Origin of the sequence: Blastococcus sp. TF02-09, from assembly GCF_003319105.1 — a bacterium.
Lineage (GTDB): Bacteria > Actinomycetota > Actinomycetes > Mycobacteriales > Geodermatophilaceae > Blastococcus.
This window is the reverse complement of record NZ_QOHH01000005.1, coordinates 139110-156238: the sequence shown is the minus strand read 5'-3', so window position 1 is coordinate 156238 and position 17129 is coordinate 139110. Positions and strand designations below refer to the sequence as shown.

General features: G+C 74.8%; 18 protein-coding genes and 1 tRNA gene. 8 read left to right on the top strand and 11 right to left on the bottom strand.

Annotated features, from left to right (window positions below; all coding sequences use genetic code 11):
• Positions 1-19: 19 nt before the first annotated feature.
• On the bottom strand, positions 20-1168 hold the full coding sequence (locus tag DQ239_RS09630; RefSeq protein WP_158544817.1) for a serine hydrolase: 1149 nt from the start codon (positions 1166-1168) through the stop codon (positions 20-22).
• 163 nt (positions 1169-1331) lie between these two features.
• Here DQ239_RS09630 and DQ239_RS20325 point away from each other — a divergent pair, with 163 nt between their 5' ends.
• Positions 1332-2027: a DUF1775 domain-containing protein gene (locus tag DQ239_RS20325; protein WP_158544816.1), complete on the top strand. Its 696-nt coding sequence runs from the start codon at positions 1332-1334 to the stop codon at positions 2025-2027.
• A gap of 52 nt (positions 2028-2079) precedes the next feature.
• On the opposite strand, the gene DQ239_RS09620 is transcribed toward DQ239_RS20325, so the two are convergent.
• Positions 2080-2152: transfer RNA gene (locus tag DQ239_RS09620), tRNA-Arg, on the bottom strand.
• Between the two features lie 175 nt (positions 2153-2327).
• Between DQ239_RS09620 and DQ239_RS09615 the strand changes: the two genes are divergently transcribed.
• Genes DQ239_RS09615 through DQ239_RS09605 form a run of 3 tightly spaced genes read left to right on the top strand, consistent with a single transcriptional unit; the run spans position 2328 to position 4380 of the window.
• Complete coding sequence (locus tag DQ239_RS09615; RefSeq protein ID WP_113834189.1) at positions 2328-2648, top strand: GNAT family N-acetyltransferase; 321 nt, start codon at positions 2328-2330, stop codon at positions 2646-2648.
• A gap of 34 nt (positions 2649-2682) precedes the next feature.
• Positions 2683-3492 (top strand): zinc finger domain-containing protein, encoded by an 810-nt coding sequence (locus DQ239_RS09610; protein ID WP_113834188.1) that lies wholly within the window; start codon positions 2683-2685, stop codon positions 3490-3492.
• 39 nt (positions 3493-3531) lie between these two features.
• Positions 3532-4380: a hypothetical protein gene (locus DQ239_RS09605; RefSeq protein ID WP_199582823.1), complete on the top strand. Its 849-nt coding sequence runs from the start codon at positions 3532-3534 to the stop codon at positions 4378-4380.
• A gap of 22 nt (positions 4381-4402) precedes the next feature.
• Here the strand turns inward: DQ239_RS09605 and DQ239_RS09600 are convergent, their stop codons facing one another.
• Positions 4403-4711 carry a putative quinol monooxygenase gene (locus DQ239_RS09600; protein WP_113834187.1) on the bottom strand — a complete coding sequence of 103 codons (309 nt, stop codon included), beginning with the start codon at positions 4709-4711 and terminating at the stop codon, positions 4403-4405.
• Positions 4712-4796: 85 nt separating this feature from the next.
• Between DQ239_RS09600 and DQ239_RS09595 the strand changes: the two genes are divergently transcribed.
• The gene (locus DQ239_RS09595; RefSeq protein ID WP_113834186.1) at positions 4797-6197 is read left to right on the top strand and encodes an FAD-dependent oxidoreductase; all 1401 of its coding nucleotides are present in this window, start codon (positions 4797-4799) and stop codon (positions 6195-6197) included.
• Positions 6198-6226: 29 nt separating this feature from the next.
• Here DQ239_RS09595 and DQ239_RS09590 read toward each other — a convergent pair whose 3' ends face one another.
• From DQ239_RS09590 to DQ239_RS09565, 6 genes are all read right to left on the bottom strand, one after another.
• Entirely contained in the window at positions 6227-7273 is a 1047-nt protein-coding gene (locus DQ239_RS09590) for an inositol monophosphatase family protein (protein ID WP_113834185.1), read from the bottom strand.
• Positions 7274-7322: 49 nt separating this feature from the next.
• The gene (locus DQ239_RS09585) at positions 7323-8204 is read right to left on the bottom strand and encodes a tetratricopeptide repeat protein (protein ID WP_233489005.1); all 882 of its coding nucleotides are present in this window, start codon (positions 8202-8204) and stop codon (positions 7323-7325) included.
• A gap of 62 nt (positions 8205-8266) precedes the next feature.
• The gene (locus DQ239_RS09580) at positions 8267-9247 is read right to left on the bottom strand and encodes a TIGR03557 family F420-dependent LLM class oxidoreductase (RefSeq protein ID WP_113834184.1); all 981 of its coding nucleotides are present in this window, start codon (positions 9245-9247) and stop codon (positions 8267-8269) included.
• 36 nt (positions 9248-9283) lie between these two features.
• Positions 9284-10465, bottom strand: coding sequence for an ABC transporter permease (locus DQ239_RS09575; RefSeq protein ID WP_113834183.1), 1182 nt, complete (start codon positions 10463-10465; stop codon positions 9284-9286).
• Positions 10462-11376, bottom strand: coding sequence for an ATP-binding cassette domain-containing protein (locus DQ239_RS09570; RefSeq protein WP_113834182.1), 915 nt, complete (start codon positions 11374-11376; stop codon positions 10462-10464). The genes DQ239_RS09575 and DQ239_RS09570 overlap by 4 nt, the downstream gene beginning before the upstream one ends.
• 78 nt (positions 11377-11454) lie before the next feature.
• The gene (locus tag DQ239_RS09565; RefSeq protein WP_113834181.1) at positions 11455-11883 is read right to left on the bottom strand and encodes a GNAT family N-acetyltransferase; all 429 of its coding nucleotides are present in this window, start codon (positions 11881-11883) and stop codon (positions 11455-11457) included.
• Between the two features lie 56 nt (positions 11884-11939).
• Between DQ239_RS09565 and DQ239_RS09560 the strand changes: the two genes are divergently transcribed.
• Complete coding sequence (locus DQ239_RS09560; RefSeq protein ID WP_113834180.1) at positions 11940-12629, top strand: UdgX family uracil-DNA binding protein; 690 nt, start codon at positions 11940-11942, stop codon at positions 12627-12629.
• Positions 12630-12704: 75 nt separating this feature from the next.
• Here DQ239_RS09560 and DQ239_RS09555 read toward each other — a convergent pair whose 3' ends face one another.
• Positions 12705-13955 carry an MFS transporter gene (locus DQ239_RS09555; protein WP_233489003.1) on the bottom strand — a complete coding sequence of 417 codons (1251 nt, stop codon included), beginning with the start codon at positions 13953-13955 and terminating at the stop codon, positions 12705-12707.
• Positions 13952-14599 carry a pyridoxamine 5'-phosphate oxidase gene (gene pdxH, locus DQ239_RS09550; RefSeq protein ID WP_199582821.1) on the bottom strand — a complete coding sequence of 216 codons (648 nt, stop codon included), beginning with the start codon at positions 14597-14599 and terminating at the stop codon, positions 13952-13954. The genes DQ239_RS09555 and pdxH overlap by 4 nt, the downstream gene beginning before the upstream one ends.
• Positions 14600-14757: 158 nt before the next feature.
• Here pdxH and DQ239_RS09545 point away from each other — a divergent pair, with 158 nt between their 5' ends.
• Positions 14758-15888, top strand: a complete 1131-nt coding sequence (locus tag DQ239_RS09545) for a citrate synthase 2 (protein WP_113834178.1) — start codon at positions 14758-14760, stop codon at positions 15886-15888.
• 82 nt (positions 15889-15970) lie between these two features.
• On the top strand, positions 15971-17083 hold the full coding sequence (gene serC, locus DQ239_RS09540) for a phosphoserine transaminase (RefSeq protein WP_113834177.1): 1113 nt from the start codon (positions 15971-15973) through the stop codon (positions 17081-17083).
• The last annotated feature ends 46 nt before the right edge of the window (positions 17084-17129 follow it).

Sequence of the window (17129 nt, the reverse complement as noted above, 5' to 3'; positions counted from 1 at the left end):
GGGGGTATGTTCCGCCGGGTCAGCCATCGGCCGCCATCGCGGACTCGACCGGGTCGTAGAGCTGCCCGGCGAGCTCGGCACCGAGCGTCGCGTCCGCCTCGAGCACCAGGTAGGCGCCGAAGCCGCCGTCCAGGTCCAGCCACGGCACCGCTCCGTACGCGCCGGGGTCGGTGATGCGCCGGCTGTCGTCGCGCTCCACCCACCAGCCCAGGCCGTATCCCGTGCCCGTGAACGTCTCGCCGCCGTAGGCCTCGATCCGGTCGGTGTGCATCCGCTCGACCGACTCCGGCTCCAGGACCTGGGTGTCCCCGCACCGGCCGCCTCTCAGGTGCATGAGCAGCAGCTCGGCGTAGTCGACCGGGTCGATGTACATCCCGCCCTCCATGTGCGGGTTCTCCGTCTCCGGCAGCAGGCTGGTGTCGCCGTCGAACCCGGCCGGGTAGTCGAACCCGCCGCCGAGCACGGCCCAGTGGTTGCTGTAGCCCATCGACCCGACGCCGCACGGCTCCACGTAGGTCTCCTGGATCAGCTGCGACCAGGGCCTGCCGGAGACCGTCTCGGCGACGGCGCCGGCGATCTGCCACTGCACACCGCCGTAGCGGAACTCGGTGTCGGGAGCCGCGATGTCGGCGTCGTCGTCGGGCGTCGTCCAGGCGGTGGTCGCGCAGTCCTCGATCTCGGCCGTCGGCACGAACTGGCAGATGTAGGGCGCGTAGGTGGCATCGGGCAGCAGCCCGACGAACCCCGAACTGCTCGACAGCAGCTGGGCGACGGTGACCTCGGGATTCTGGCCCGCCGCCCAGTCGACGTACTCGGCGATGGGCTGGTCGAGGTCGAGCAGGCCCTGGTCGGCGAGCCGCACGAGCACCCCGGCCGTGACCATCTTCGAGGCCGAGGCGACCAGCGACACCCGGTCCGCGGCGAACTCCCCGAAGTACTCCTCGCCGACGATGCCCTCGTCCTCGTCGACGACGACCAGGCCGGCGCCGTCCAGGTCGTGCTCGGCGACGAACTCCTCCACGATCGGCCGGACCGCGGAGAAGTCGTGGGCCACGGGGGCGTCGTCGACGTCTGCCGGCTCGTCGGCCGAGCACCCGGCGGCGGCGAAGGTCGCGAGCACGACGAGGGCGGCAGCCGTGCGCCGGGACCTGGTGGGGGTGGCGGTCACGATGCCTCTTTCGCCGTGGCGGGCAGTTGTGGGGACGAGCCGGACCGGAGCGGGGACACCATGGCACGCCCGGATGCGGTGGACGGCGCCAGGCCATAGCCGGCGCACGAGTCGACCGCGTCACCCAGGGAACTCGGGCCTCGCACCGGACGACCAATGGCACGTGCCCACCGACATCACCGGCCGCCGTCGCGCCGCCCTCGCCATTCCCCTCGCCCTCACCATCGTGCTCAGCACGGGCGGGCCCGCCGGCGCGCACGTCGAGGTGACCGCCCAGGGGGCGCAGGCCGGTACCGGACCCGCGACCATCCAGTTCTCGGCCGAGTCGGAGTCCTCCACCTCCGGCATCGTCGGCATGCGGACCCAGCTCCCCGGCGGGATCGACCCGACCAGCGTGTCGCTCGCCACCGGCCCCGCGGGCTGGGTGCTCACGCCGACCGCCGACGGCTTCGAGGTCGCCGGCCCCGCGCTCGGACCCGGCGTCGACGCCGAGTACGCGATCACCGTCGCCGAACTGCCCGCCGACTCCACCGAGCTGGTCTTCCCCACGCTGCAGCGCTACGCGGACGGCCGCGAGGACGCCTGGATCGAACCGGTGATCGAGGGCTCCCCGGACCCGGAGATGCCCGCGCCCACCCTGACCGTGGCGGCCGCCCCCGTGCCGGCGGCACCGACCACACCGACCGGCTCGGCGCCGTCGAGCCGGTCAGGGCCCACCTCGTCCGCGCCGACCGAGAGCGCCGCCGACCCGGCGGCCGACGAGTCGAACACCGGCACGATCGCGCTGACGGCCGCCGGCCTGCTCGTCGTCGCCCTCGGCGCAGGCGTCTGGTGGTGGCGGTCCCGGCGCACCGGCTGATCCCCGCCGGGTCGAGCGGACCGGGCGGCCTTCGGCCGGACTCTGCTGAAGGTGCCCCCGGCAGGATTCGAACCTGCGACACACGGTTTAGGAAACCGATGCTCTATCCCCTGAGCTACGGGGGCCGCGGCGCGCCAGGCGCGTCCGGGACCGCGTCGCAGAGGCTATCCGGTGGCCGTGGGAACCCCCGCCCCACCCGAGTCGTGATATCGAAGAGAGACGAACCGCTTCCCAGGCGTTACGGTCTGGGGCACACGTCGGGCCCCGGCAACGGCGCCGGAGCGACGGAAGGTGGATGCGATGGAGACCTCGGTGGTCGACGTCCCCGAGCGGGGACGGTTCGAGATCCGGCTGGGCGAGCGCGTCGTGGGGCTCGCGAGCTACCACGTCGACAACGGCCAGATGACGCTCCCGCACACCGAGGTCGACCCCTCCATGGGCGGTCGGGGCATCGGCACCGCGCTCGTCGAGGGCGTCCTCAACGCGGCCCGCGAGCGCGGCCTCACCGTGCTGCCGTACTGCTCCTTCGTGCGCCGGCACATCCTCCAGAACCCGCAGTTCCTCGACCTCGTCGCCGTCGACGACCGGCCGCACTTCGGCCTGGAGACCGCCGACCGCTGAGGCGCCGCCCGGGCGCGCCACCTACGCTGCCCGGATGCCCGAGGGCCACACCCTGTACCGCCTGGCGCGGGAGCAGTCCGCGCTGTTCGCCGGCCGCCCGGTCCACGTCACCAGTCCCCAGGGCCGGTTCGACGCGGGCGCGGCCCTGCTCGACGGCCGGGTGCTCGACGAGGTCTTCTCCTACGGCAAGCACCTGTTCGCCCGCTTCGGCAGCGACCACCTGCACGTGCACCTGGGCCTCTACGGCGCCTACCTCACCGGCACCGGCACGCCGCCGCCCGCGAAGGGCGCCCTGCGCATGCGGTGGGAGGCGGCGGGGCCCGACGGCCTCGGGGTGTGGACCGACCTGCGCGGACCCACCGCCTGCGAGGTGCTGCCCGAGCCCGAGGTGGCCGCGATCCTCGACCGGCTCGGCCCCGACCCGCTGCGCCCGCGGGCCGACGGCGGCCGGGCCCTCCGCCGCATCGCGGCCAGCCGCACCGCCATCGGTGCGCTGCTCATGGACCAGTCCGTGCTCGCCGGCGTCGGCAACGTCTACCGGGCCGAGATCCTGTTCCGCCACCGGGTCTCCCCGTTCCGCCCCGGCCGTGCCGTCGACGAGGCGCTCTGGGCCCAGCTGTGGGCCGACCTGGTCACGCTCATGAAGGCCGGCGTCCGCATGGGCCGCATCGTCACCACCCGGCCCGAGGACCGCACCCGCCGCAGCGGCGCGATCCGCCGGGAGGACGCCCACTACGTCTACCGGCGCACCGGCCTGCCGTGCCGGATCTGCGGCACCGAGGTCCGCACCGAGGTCATGGTCGGCCGCAACCTGCACTGGTGCCCGACCTGCCAGGCCGTCTGAGAGCACCACTCCGGTGGCCGCGCCCGGTACCGTCAGGGGGTGCGCATCGGGGGATGGGGTAGGCGGCTGCATGCCGTCGCCCTGACGCCGGTCGCCGCGGCCGTCGTGCTCGCCCTGCAGACGCCGGCCGTCGCCGCGCCGTCGGAGTCCGACGTCCCGGTCAGCCCGGCCGGCGTCGACATCTCGCACCCGCAGTGCGAGGCCGAGCTGCCCGACGAGCGCGCCTTCACCGTCGTGGGGGTCAACGGCGGGGTGGCGACGAAGGCCAATCCCTGTCTGGCCGACCAGCTCGCGTGGGCCTGGGAGTCCAACGGCTCGGTCCGCGAGCAACCACCCGCCCAGCTGTACGTGAACACGGCCAACCCCGGCCAGGTGCGGGGCCTGGTCACCACCTGGCCCTCGGCCGGAGTGACGCCGTACGGGCGGTGCGACGGCGAGAACTCCCCGGCCTGCTCTTGGCGGTACGGCTACGAGCGGGCCCGCGACAGCGTCACGGACTACTTCGTGCCCGCTGCGCGGGAGGCCGAGGTCTCCAGCCTCGCGTCGAGCTACACCTGGTGGCTCGACGTGGAGACGTCGAACACCTGGCAGAACGGGTCCGACGACGCCCGCGCCCGCAACCGGGCCGCGATCGAGGGCATGGCCGCCTACCTGGACTCGCGGGGCGCCGACGTCGGCGTCTACTCCACGGGGCGGCAGTGGGCGCAGATCGTCGGGAGCGTGCCCGACGACAGCTCGCTCGCGGGCCTGCCCAGCTGGCTGGCCGGGTCGACCAGCCTCGCCGAGGCCGTGGCCGCGTGCGAGCTGCCCCCGCTCGTGCCGGAGGGGCGGGTCACGCTGACCCAGTACGTGCCCGACGACCTCGACCGCAACCACTCCTGCGGCTGAGGGCGCCGGGTCCGCACTCGGGTCAGACGGCGCCCTTGTCGGCGTCGCCGGCGGGCAGCGGGGTGAGCCGCCGGATGTCCGGGGCGGCGGCCAGCTTGCCGGCCAGGGCGGCACCCAGGGTGGCGAGCGGCTCGGCCGTGCCGTGCACCTTCATCGCCTCGGCGCTCTCCCAGCGCTCCACGAAGACGAAGACCCCGTCGGCCTCGTGCAGGGCGTAGCGCTCGCATCCGGGCTCGGCGTGCACCTTGGGGACGGCGGCCAGGAGCGCCTCCCGCACGGCGTCGACCTCGTCCGGCTTGGGGGTCAGGGTGGCGACGACGACGATGGACATGGAGGGGCCTCCTCGAGCGACGATGATCGGGAAACCGGGCGCGCGCTCTGGTGGAGCGGCCCCCGGCGGGGTCAGGATGCCAGTCATGGTCGCCGACGGCTCCGCCGCTCCCCCGTCCGAGCGCCGCCCCCTCCGCGTGGCGATCATCGGCGCCGGCCCGGCGGGCATCTTCGCCGCCGACGCGCTGACCCGCCAGGACGACGTCCCGGTGGCCGTCGACCTGATCGACCGGCTGCCCACGCCGTTCGGCCTGGTGCGGCACGGCATCGCGCCCGACCACCCGAAGATGCGGGCCATCCGCGAGACCCTGCACCGCAGCCTCGACCAGCCGCTGGTGCGCTTCGTCGGCAACGTCGACGTCGGCGTCGACCTCTCGCTGGAGGAGCTGCGCGCGCACGTCGACGCCGTCGTCTACACCTACGGCTCCGCGGTCGACCGCCGGCTGGGCATCGAGGGCGAGGACCTCCCCGGCAGCCTCGCCGCCACCGACGTCGTCGCCTGGTACACCGGGCACCCCGACGCCGACCGGAAGCGGATCGAGGCCGCGCTGTCCGACGCCCGGTCGGTCGTCGTCGTCGGTGTCGGCAACGTCGCCCTCGACGTGGCGCGGGTCCTGGCGCGGGCGCCCGAGGAGCTCGAGCCGACCGACATGCCGCAGCACGTCCTGGACGCGTTGGCCGCCGCACCGGTCCAGGAGGTGACGGTGCTGGGCCGCCGCGGTCCGGCGCAGGCGAGCTTCACCACCCAGGAGCTGCGCGAGCTGGACGAGATGACGGCCGCGACGGTCCTGGTCGACCCGGCCGAGCTGGAGCTGGACCCGGCGTCGGAGGAGCGCGCCGCCGCCGACCGGGTGGTCGGCCGCAACCTCGGCGTCCTGCGCGGCTGGGCCGGGCACGCGCCGGAGCCCGGCCGCGTCCCGCTGCGGCTGCGCTTCTTCCGGCGGCCGGTGCGGCTCGTCGGCGAGGACCGCGTCACCGGCCTGGAGGTCGAGCGGACCGCGGTCGACGGCGACGGACGGGCCGTGGGCACCGGGGAGCTGGAGCTGCTGCCGGCCGACCTGGTCGTGCGCTCGGTGGGCTACCGGGGCACCCCGCTGCCCGGCCTCCCGGTCGACGAGCGCAGCGGCACCGTCCCCCACGACGGCACCGGCCGCGTGCTGCGCGACGGCGCGCTCGCACCGGGCGAGTACGTGGCCGGCTGGATCAAGCGCGGCCCCAGCGGGGTCGTGGGCACCAACAAGCACGACGCCCGCGAGACGGTGGACGCGCTCCTCGCCGACGCGGCCGACGGCACCCTGGCCGTCCGCGGCGGCACCGACGACCTGGTCACCACCCTGCGGGCGCGCGGGGCGCAGCCGGTGCTCCTGGAGGACTGGCGGGCCATCGACGCCGCGGAGGTCGCGCTCGGGGCCAGCCGCGGCCGGGCGCGCACCACCATGCACGAGCGCGAGGCCCTGCTCGCCGCGATCCGGTCCGCCACCACCTGAGGCCGGGGCGCTCTCAGGCGACGGCGCTCTCAGGCGACGGCGTCGAGCAACGTGCGGGCCAGCGCCTCGTCGGCGGCCGCGACGAAGCGGATCCGCCCGACGGTGTCCGGCTCGAGCACCACCGCGGCGCCGTCGACCGTGAGCGCCGCCCCGCCGGCGGCCAGCAGCACGGCCAGCCCGCCGGCGACGTCGTGCACGTGCGTGCCGGTGCGGTCCACGTCGTGCCAGGCGGCGGCCGCGCCGTCGGCGACCAGGCAGAGGTCGACCGCCGTGCACCCGGTGATCCGCACCCGCCCGAGCGCGCCGACCGAGCCGCCGTTCAGCCCACTGGGGACGACGAGGGTGCTCCCGCTCCGGGTGCGCACCGGCACGCCGTCCCGCGCCGCGCCGCCGTCCCCGGTGGCCGTCCACCGCCGCCCCGGGGAGAGGTCGCAGACCAGGCCCGCGACCGGGCGGCCCCCGTGCACGAGCGCGGCCGAGAACGCCCACGGCGGCAGCCCGGCGAGATAGTTGCGGACCCCGTCGAGCGGGTCGATGACGATCCACGGCATGCCCTCGGGCACCTGCCGGACGGCGCTCCCGCCGCTGAGCACCGGCACCCCGAGCACCCCGAGGACGTCGACCGCCGCGGCGTGCGCGGCGTCGTCCGCCGCCACCGGCGGGGTGCCGTCGTCCCGCGCGAGGGCGACGGCGGTCTCCACCCGGGTGGCCGCCAGCGCGGCGAGGTGGGCGAAGCGGACGTCCAGCGCGGCCGACTCCGGCGCGGGCGGCACCGGCACGAACCGGTCGTTGGCCAGGTGCCGCACGCGGTCGCAGCCCCAGTCGGCGGCCGCGGCCAGGACGTCAGGGTGGTCCAGCGGGACGCCGGCCCGGCGCACGACGACGGCCTCGGCGGTCGCGTCGGCGGCCCAGCGCCGGCGCAGCAGCACGACCTGCCCCTCGGCGCCGATGAGCCCGCGGGCGTCAGGCTCGACGATCGCGGGCGCCAGCGCCGGCAGCGGGAGCCCCAGCGCGTCGGCCACCGCTGCGAGGTCGGACCGCGTGGCGGTCCGGAGCGCAGCAGTGGCCGGGGTCACGTCGCCAGTATCCGCTCCGCGCCTCGCGGCCCCTGCCGGGCGGGGGGGCTCAGCCCCGTTCGAGGCCGCGCAGCGTCTGGGCGGCCAGCTGGTCGCCGGCCTCGGCGCCGAGCCGGAACTGCTCGACCGCGCCGTCGAGGTCGCCGCGGTCGGCCAGCAGCACGGCCAGGTTCTGGTGGCAGTAGACGTCGCCGGCGGCGATGCCGGCGCGGAAGGCCTCCTCGGCGGCCTCCTCGTCCTCGAGGTCCTCGCGGTAGAGGTTGCCCAGCGGCAACCAGGCCACCTGCTCGCCCAGCTTGGCGCCGCGCTCGAGCACCGCCCGCGCCTCGGCGCCCCGGCCGCTCTCCCGCAGGAGGTGCGCGAGGTCGGTGCGCGCCGCCGGGAAGTGCTCGGCGCCGGCGCGCAGGTCGTCCTCGAGCGCCGGGTCCAGGGTGGTGCAGAACCTCCAGCAGGCGACGACGCCGGCCGCCTCGGGGTCACCGGCGGCGGCGACCTCACCAGCGACGGCGAGCGCCTCCTCGCGCTCCCCCTGCTCGCGGAGCAGGAAGGCCAGCTGCAGCCCGCCCTCAAGGTCGCTGGCGTCGAGGGCACCGCGGTAGGCCCGCATCGCGCCCGCGAGGTCGCCGAGGTCCTCGAGCACCAGGCCGAGGTTGCGCCACGCGTCGGCCTCGCCGCCGGACAACGCGGCCTCGTAGGCGTCGACCGCCTCCGTCCACCGACCCTGCGCGGCGAGGGCGTTGCCCAGGTTGAAGGAGGCGACGGTGTCACCGGCCTCCGAGGCGGCGCGGAAGCAGGCCTCGGCGTCCGCGTGCCGGCCGGCGTCGGCGAGGTCGCAGCCGAGGTCGACCAGAGCGTCGCCGTCCCCGGAGGCCCGCAGCCGCCGGAGGCGCCTGTCGAGGTCCTCGGTCATGCCGCCGATCTTCAGGGGCACCGGGCCTGCTCCGCGCCGCCCGCAGGGGTGACCTCACCCCAACGGGAGGGGCCCCGGGCCGGTCAGCTGCCGAACGCCTCCCGCCAGGCCGGCAGCAGCGTGCTGCGGGTCCACTCGAGGTAGGGCTCCTGCTGGTCGCCGCCGATCTGCACGAGGGCCAGGTGGGTGAAACCGGCGTCGGCGTACTCCTTCGCCGCCTCGATCACCGCGGCGACGTCGTCCCCGCACGGGAGGCTGCTCTCGACGTCCTCCTCGCGGACGAATTGGCTGGCGGCGTCGAACCCGGCCGTGCCGGGGAGGTCGGCGTTGACCTTCCAGCCGAGACCGAACCAGCGGAACAGCTGGTGCGCGCGGGTGACGGCGGCGGCCTTGTCGGTGCCGTAGCTGATCGGCATCTGGCCGACCTTCCTCTTGCCCGCACCGCCCGCGGCCTCGAACTGCCCGACCAGCTCCGGCTTGGGCTCGGTCGCGATCAGGACGTCGGCGTACTCGGCGGCCAGCTCGACCGACTTCTCGCCCGACACGGCCAGCCCGATCGGCACCCCGCCCTCGGGCAGGTCCCAGAGCTTGCCGCCGTCGACGTCGTAGTACTCGCCGTGGAAGGTCGTGTACCCGTCGCCGCGGAGCAGCTCCTTGATGATCTGCACCGCCTCGGCCAGCATCTCGTGCCGCACCGCGACCGGCGGCCAGCCTTCCCCGATCACGTGCTCGTTGAGGTTCTCCCCCGCGCCGAGGCCGAGGGTGAACCGGCCGTCGGCGAGCAGCTGCAGCGTCGCGGCCTGCTGGGCCACCACGGCCGGCCGGTACCGGATGATCGGGCAGGTCACGTAGGTCATCAGGTCGATCCGGCTGGTGGCGTGCGCGGCGGCGCCGAGCGTCACCCACGCGTTGGGCGAGTGGCCCATCTCGTCCAACCACGGGAAGAAGTGGTCGCTGCTCACCGCGAAGTCGAACCCGACGTCCTCGGCGCCCACCACGTGGCGGACCAGGTCCTTCGGCCCGGCCTGCTCGGTCATCATCGTGTAGCCCAGCTGCATGCCCATGCCGCGCGGCTACCCGCAGGTCGGGCGGGCAACCCCTCAGGCGCGTTCGGCGGCGAGCGCTTCGCGGAGCTTGATCTTCCCGCCCGTGCGGAGCAGCGCGCCGGAGTAGACGCGCCCGCCCACCCGGACCACCAGCACGATGGCCACCAGCATGAGCGCGACCGCCAGCGCGATCTCCCACGCCGCCACCTCGCCCGCGGCCTGCCGCACCGGCATGACCAGCGGGGAGAGCCCCGGGACGTAGGAGGTCACCCGCGCCAGCAGCCCGCCGGGGTCCGACGCCGCCTGGATGCCGATGAAGAAGGCCACGATGAGCACCATCGACGTGGGCATGAGCACCGTCGCCAGGTCCTCCTGCCGGCTCACCAGCGACGCGGCGACGGCGAAGACCGCGGCGTACCAGGCGTAGCCCAGCACGAACCAGGCGATCACGATCGCGACGGTGCTGATCAGGTCGCCGGGCACGTCGACGACGTCGAAGGCCAGCGCCGCCCCGACGGCGACGACGCCGATGGCCACGATCTGCCCCAGCGCCAGCAGTCCGAGCCCGAGGATCTTGCCCGCGAGCAGCTGCCACGGGCGCATCGTGGCCAGCAGCAGCTCCACCACCCGGCTGGACTTCTCCTCGACGACGCCCTGCGCGATGAACTGGCCGAACAGGATGAGCAGGCTGTAGAGGATCACCACGCCGAAGATCGCGGCCACGACCTGCTGCTGGTCGGCCGCGGCGTCGGCGTCCAGGGCCGTCACGGCGACCTCCGGCACGTCGAGCTGGCCGATGCCCGCGTCGGTGAGCTGCTCGGCGACCGCGAGCTGCCCCACGGCGCCCTGCACGATCGCCTCCAGGGTGCCGCCGGCGGACTCGTGGACGAGCAGCTCGTCGTCCCCGGCGAGCAGCGCGCCGTCGACGTCCTCCTCGTCCACCGCCGTCCGGGCGGCGGCCGCGTCGTCGAACTCGACCACCTCCACGTCGACGTCCAGCGCCTCGCCCTGCGCCTCCAGGGCGCCGACCAGCGCGGCGTCGCCCCCGACCAGCCCGACCCGGCGCTGGTCCTCCCCGGAGCCGGTCAGGACCTGGACGAGCACCGCGCCGACGATCACCAGCAGGATCACGATCGAGCTGATGATGAAGCCCTTGTCGCGGATGCGGGTGGCGATCTCGCGCCCGGCGACCAGGCGGACCAGCTCGCCGCTGGAGGGGTCGTGCGGCGCGGTCATGCCGCCACCTCCGCGCCGGCCGGTGCGGCGACGGCCCCCCGGAACAGCTCCACGAGGGTGGGCTGCTGCCAGGCGAAGTGCGTGACGCGGCCGGTCCGCAGCGCCGCACCCAGGACGGTCTGGTCGTCGGTGTCCGGCGCCAGCTCCAGCAGGGTGTCCCCGGCCCGCTCGGACACCACGCGGGTGCCGCCCAGCCCGTCGGCCCACCCGGGTGCGGCATCCGGGACGACGACGCGCAGCAGCCGGCCGGCCTCGCGGCGGCGCAGCTCCTCGACGGTGCCGGTGGCCACCATGCGGCCGCGGGCCAGGATGCCGACGGAGTCGCACAGCCGCTCGACCAGGTCGAGCTGGTGGCTGGAGAAGACCACGGGGACGCCCTCGCGCACCTGCCCGAGCAGCGCCTCGGCCAGCGAGTCGACGCCGACCGGGTCCAGACCGGAGAACGGCTCGTCGAGGATCAGCACCTCGGGGCGGCTGACCAGCGCCGCGGCCAGCTGGACGCGCTGCTGGTTGCCCAGCGAGAGCTTCTCCACCTGCTCGTCGCGGCGGGCGCCCAGGCCGAGGCGCTCCACCCACTCCCCCGCGGCCCGCGTGGCGGCCGCGGCGTCCAGCCCGTGCAGCCGGGCGAAGTAGGCGACCTGCTCGCCGACCTTCATCTTCGGGTAGAGCCCGCGCTCCTCCGGCATGTAGCCGACCCGGCGGCGGGAGGCCTGGTCCAGGAGGCGGCCCCGCCAGCGCACCTCGCCGGCGTCCGGCCGGACCAGGCCCATGGCGATGCGCATCGTGGTGGTCTTGCCGGCCCCGTTGGAGCCGCAGAACCCGAACATCGAGCCCGGCTGGACGGTGAACCCGACGCCCTCCAGGACCCGGACCTCGCCGAAGCTCTTGCGGAGCCCGTCGAACTCGAGCACCCGTCCTCCCGCCGTCGTCCCCGTGCCTGTCCCGACCGTATCCGGGCGGCTGCGGAATCGGATCGTCCGGCGGACGTGTCAGGGGTCCGCCGGTCGACTGCTCGCATGGGGGCGCTCGAGGACCGTCGCGTCCGGCGGCGCGAACCCGAAACGGGCATAGAGACCGTGCGCGTCCGCCGTGTGCAGCATCCAGCGGAAACCCGCCCCGGGGCCGCGCTCGACCATCTCCTCGACCAGCCGCGCCCCGAGGCCGCGGCCGCGGTGCTCCGGCAGCACGAGCACGTCGGCCAGGTAGGCGAACCCCACGCCGTCGGACACGGCCCGGGCGAAGCCGACCATCGCGCCGGTGTCCGTGTCGTAGCAGCCGACCACCCGCCACGCGCCTGCTACCTGTCGCCGGAAGTCATCGGTGCCGCGCCACCGACCCCAGTAGGCGTCTCGCTCGAGGAAGGCCCAGGCGGCATCCACGTCGATGCGGGCGGGGTCGTCGTCGAAGGCATAGGGCACGGCGGGACGGTAGCGACGGCTCGCGGACGGCGCGGTCCTGCGGTGTCATCGGGTGCATGAGCGAGGGCAACGGGATCGCGCAGCCGCCGTCCGGGGTGGGCCTGGACGGCCTGGCGACCGCCGCGGCCGACTGCCGGGCCTGCGAGCTGTGGGAACCGGCGACGCAGACGGTGTTCGGCGAGGGCCCGCCCACGGCGCGCATCGTGTTCGTCGGCGAGCAGCCCGGCGACCAGGAGGACAGGAAGGGCGAGCCGTTCGTCGGCCCGGCCGGGCGGCTGCTGGACGACGCGCTGACCGGCGCCGGCATCGACCGCCGTGACGCCTACATCACGAACGCGGTCAAGCACTTCCGGTTCACCGTGAAGGGGAAGCGGCGCATCCACCAGACCCCGGGGGCCGAACACCTGCGCGCCTGCGCCCCGTGGCTGCGGTCCGAGCTCGCCATCCTCCGGCCGGAGGTGGTCGTGGCCCTGGGGGCGACGGCGGCCAAGGCACTCATCGCGCCATCCTTCCGGATCACCCAGGACCGCGGGCGGCTGCTGCCCTGGGACCTGCCGGGGCTGCCGCCGCCCCCGCTCGCGGACGAGGCCGACGACGACGAGCCCGACGAGGCCGCCCCGGCGCAGACCTGGATCCTCGCGACCACCCACCCCTCGGCGGTCCTGCGCACGCCCGACGAGGCGCGGGCCGCCGCCTTCGACGCGCTGGTCACCGACCTGAAGGTCGTCGCCGCCGCCCTCGCCTGACCTCGAGCGCGGGGTTCGACACGTTCCGCGGGCGGCGGTGAGGTGTCCTTCCCCGCGGTCGGCGCCAGGCGCGGGTCAGACCGCCGCGCGGGAGGCGCGGAAGAGCCAGAACGTGGGCACGAGCACCGCCACCAGCGCCATCGCCAGCACGACGACGACGCCGCCGGACACCATCGCCACGGTCACCGACGCCGCGCTCGCCAGCGCCCCGGCGCGCAGGTCACCCAGCCGCGGGCCACCGGCGACGACCACGATGAAGACGCCCTGCATCCGCCCGCGCATCTCCTCCGGCGCCGCGAGCTGCAGCATCGACGAGCGCAGCACCGCGCTCACCATGTCGCCCGCCCCGGCCACCGCCAGGCAGAGCACCGCCAGCCACAGCGTCGGCGCGAACCCGAAGCCGATGATCGCCACGCCCCACACCGCGATCGCGCCGAGCACCACCGCGCCCTGCCGGTCCACCCGGGACACCCACCCCGAGGTCAGCCCCATGAGCAGCGCGCCGATCGAGATGCCGGCGAACAGCCACCCCAGCGCGTTGGGCGAGTCGGCGAACCGGTTCTCCGACAACTCGGGGAAGACCGCCTGCGGCCAGGCGAAGCACATCGCGATGATGTCGACGACGAAGGTCATGAGCAGCACCGGCTGGGTGCGGAGGAACACGAAGCCTTCCCCCACGCCCCGGACGGCGGCACCGAGCCGCAGCGGCCCGGCGTCCCGGCCCGGGGGCAGCGAGGGCAGACCGCGCAGCAGGAGCGCGGCGGCGAGGAAGCCCAGCGCGTCGATCGCGTAGGCGAGGAAGAGCTCGCCCGCCCCGATCAGCACGCCGGCCAGCAGCGGCCCCACGATCACCCCGGCCTGGCGCACGGTCATCGACAGCGCGTTGGCCGCCGGAACCCCCGCGGCGCCCACGATCGCCGGGATGGCCGCGCTGCGCGTGGGCTGGTTGACCGCCGCGAAACCCGACACGCACGCCGTCAGCACCCACAGCACCGCCAGGTTGCCCTCGCCCGGCAGCAGCGCCTGCAGCGCCAGCAGCGCGCTGGTCACCGCGGCGCCGACGGACGTGATGAGCATCAGCCGGCGGCGGTCCATCGAGTCGGCGATCGCGCCGCCGAGCAGGCCGAAGACGATCAGCGGCACCAGCGCGACGATCGACGTCACGCCGACCATCAGCGAGTCGCCGGTGAGCGCGTAGACCTGGAAGGGGACGGCGACCAGCGTCATCTGCTGGCCGAGCATCGTCGCGGCCACGCCCCAGAACAGCCGCCGGTAGGCGGGGTTCTGCAGCGGTGTGGTGTCGATCGCCCAGCCGCGCCGGCTCACGGGGCGAGCCGCTGGACGATCCAGCCCCCGCCTTCGGCCTCGTCGCGCACGAAGCGGATCCGGTCGTGCAGCCGGTCCGCGCCGCCCTGCCAGAACTCCACCCGCTCCGGCACCACGCGGTAGCCGCCCCACGCCGCCGGCCGCGGCACCGGGCCCTCCGGCGTCTGCTCGTCGAGGCGGCGCACCCGCTCCAGCAGCTCGTCCCGCGACTCCACCACGGTCGACTGGATCGACGCGGCGGCGGCCAGCTGCGCGCCGCGGGGCCGCGGGTCCCACAGCAGGTCCGAGGCGGTGCTGCCGATCCGCTCCACCCGGCCGGCCACCCGCACCTGCCGCTGCAGCGGATGCCAGGGGAAGACCAGGGCCGCCCGCGGGTTCACCGCGAGCTGCGCGCCCTTGGTGGAGGCGTAGCTCGTGCCGAAGACGATCCCGTCGGCGTCGTACCCCTTCATGAGCACGATGCGGGCGTCCGGGGCGCCGTCGGCGTCGGCCGTGGCGACGACGACGGCGTTGGGCTCGGGCACCTCGGCGGCCACGACCTCGGCGAACCACCGGTCGAACTGCTCGACCCAGGTCGGGGCGAGGTCGGCCTCGCTCAGCTGCCCGAGCGTGTAGTCGTTGCGCATGCGGGAGAGATCGGGCACCGGACCATGCTGACACCGGGACCGCCGGCCGGCTCACCCCAGCTCAGGCCGTCACCCCCACTTGCGCCAGGCGTGTCCTGACGGCCTAGTGTCGGCAGGCAATCCCGTGCCCCGCGCGACCCGCGGGTCAGGGTCCCGCGCGCAGAGGAGCATGCGAGATGGCCGACGACTTCGTACCCGGCCTGGAAGGCGTCATCGCCTTCGAGACGGAGATCGCTGAACCGGACAAGGACGGCGGCGCGCTCCGCTATCGCGGCGTCGACATCGAGGACCTCGTCGGCAAGGTGACCTTCGGCAACGTGTGGGCGCTGCTGGTGGACGGCAAGTTCGGCCCCGGCCTGCCCCCGGCGGAGCCGTTCCCCATCCCGGTGCACACCGGTGACGTGCGGGTGGACGTGCAGGCCGCGCTGGCCATGCTCACCCCGATCTGGGGCTACCGCCCGCTGCTGGACATCTCCGACGAGGAGGCCCGCGAGGAGCTCGCCCGGGCCGCCGTCATGGCGCTGTCCTACGTCGCGCAGTCCGCCCGCGGCATCGGCACGCCCGCCGTCCCGCAGAAGCGGGTCGACGAGGCCAAGACCATCGTCGAGCGGTTCATGATCCGCTGGCGCGGCGAGCCCGACCCCCGCCACGTCGCCGCCGTCGACGCCTACTGGACCTCGGCGGCCGAGCACGGCATGAACGCCTCGACGTTCACCGCCCGCGTCATCGCCTCCACCGGCGCCGACGTCGCCGCCTCGCTCTCCGGCGCGATCGGCGCCATGTCCGGCCCGCTGCACGGCGGTGCGCCCTCCCGCGTGCTGCACATGCTGGACGCGGTGGAGAGCACCGGCGACGCCGAGAAGTACGTGAAGGACCTGCTCGACCGCAAGGAGCGCCTCATGGGCTTCGGGCACCGGGTCTACCGCGCCGAGGACCCCCGCGCCCGCGTGCTCCGCCGCGCCTCCGAGGAACTGGGCGCGCCCCGCTTCGAGGCCGCCCTGGCGCTGGAGAAGGCCGCCCTCAAGGAGCTGCGCGAGCGGCGTCCCGACCGGCCGGTCGAGACCAACGTGGAGTTCTGGGCGGCGATCGTCCTCGACTTCGCCGAGGTGCCCAGCCACATGTTCACCTCGATGTTCACCTGCGCCCGCACCGCCGGCTGGTGCGCGCACATCCTCGAGCAGAAGCGGACCGGCCGCCTCGTGCGCCCGTCGGCCCGCTACGTCGGGCCCGACCCGCGCAAGCCCGACGAGGTCGAGGGCTGGGACACCATCCAGACCACGACCACCACCCAGGTCTCGCCCGCCTGAGGCAGGACTCCACGGCCCCCCACCGCACGCACGCTCGCGGTGGGGGGCCGCTCCGCACCCACCCACGGAAGGTCCGTCCCGGATGAGCATCACCATCCCCGCCGAGCTCCTGCCCTCGGACGGGCGGTTCGGCTGCGGACCCTCCAAGGTCCGCCCGGAGGCCCTCCGCGCCCTGGCCACCGACGGCGCCGCGCTCATGGGCACCTCGCACCGCCAGGCACCGGTGAAGAACCTGGTGAAGAAGGTCCGCGAGGGGCTGCGGACGCTGTTCGACGTGCCCGACGGCTACGAGGTGGTGCTCGGCAACGGCGGGACGACGGCGTTCTGGGACGCCGCCCTGTTCGGCCTGATCCGCGACCGCGCAGCCTTCGGCACGTTCGGTGAGTTCTCCGCGAAGTTCGCCTCCGCCGCGCAGGAGGCGCCGTTCCTCGGTGACCCGGTGATCGTCCGGGCCGACCCCGGCACGCTGGCCATCCCCACCGCGCAGCCCGGCGTCGACGCCTACGGCTGGGCGCACAACGAGACCTCCACCGGCGTCATGGCGCCGGTGGAGCGGCCCGCCGGCACCGACGACGCCCTGGTGCTCGTCGACGCCACCTCGGGCGCCGGCGGCCTCCCCGTCGACGTGTCGCAGACCGACGTCTACTACTTCGCCCCGCAGAAGTCCTTCGCCGCCGACGGCGGGTTGTGGGTGGCCCTCATGTCGGCCGACGCGCTGGAGCGGGTCGCGCAGATCAAGGCCTCCGGCCGCTGGATCCCCGGCTTCCTGGACCTGTCGATCGCGATCGACAACTCCACCAAGGAGCAGACCTACAACACCCCCGCGATCGCCACCCTCTTCCTGCTGGACGACCAGATCCGGTGGCTGCTGTCGCTGGGCGGCCTCTCCGGCGCGGTGGCCCGCACGCGCGACTCCTCCGACCGGCTGTACTCGTGGGCGGAGAAGTCGCCGTACGCGACGCCGTGGGTGACCGACCCCGCCGAGCGCTCCTACGTCGTCGGCACCGTCGACTTCGCCGACTCGGTGGACGCCGCGGCGGTGGCGGCGACACTGCGCGCCAACGGCGTGGTCGACGTGGAGCCCTACCGCAAGTGGGGCCGCAACCAGCTGCGCGTGGGCATGTTCCCGGCGGTGGACCCCGACGACATGTCGGCCCTCACCGCCTGCATCGATCACGTGGTCGAGCGCCTGTAGTCCCCTCGGGCGCCCCTTCCGGACCTGCCGGTACCGTTCCGGGGCG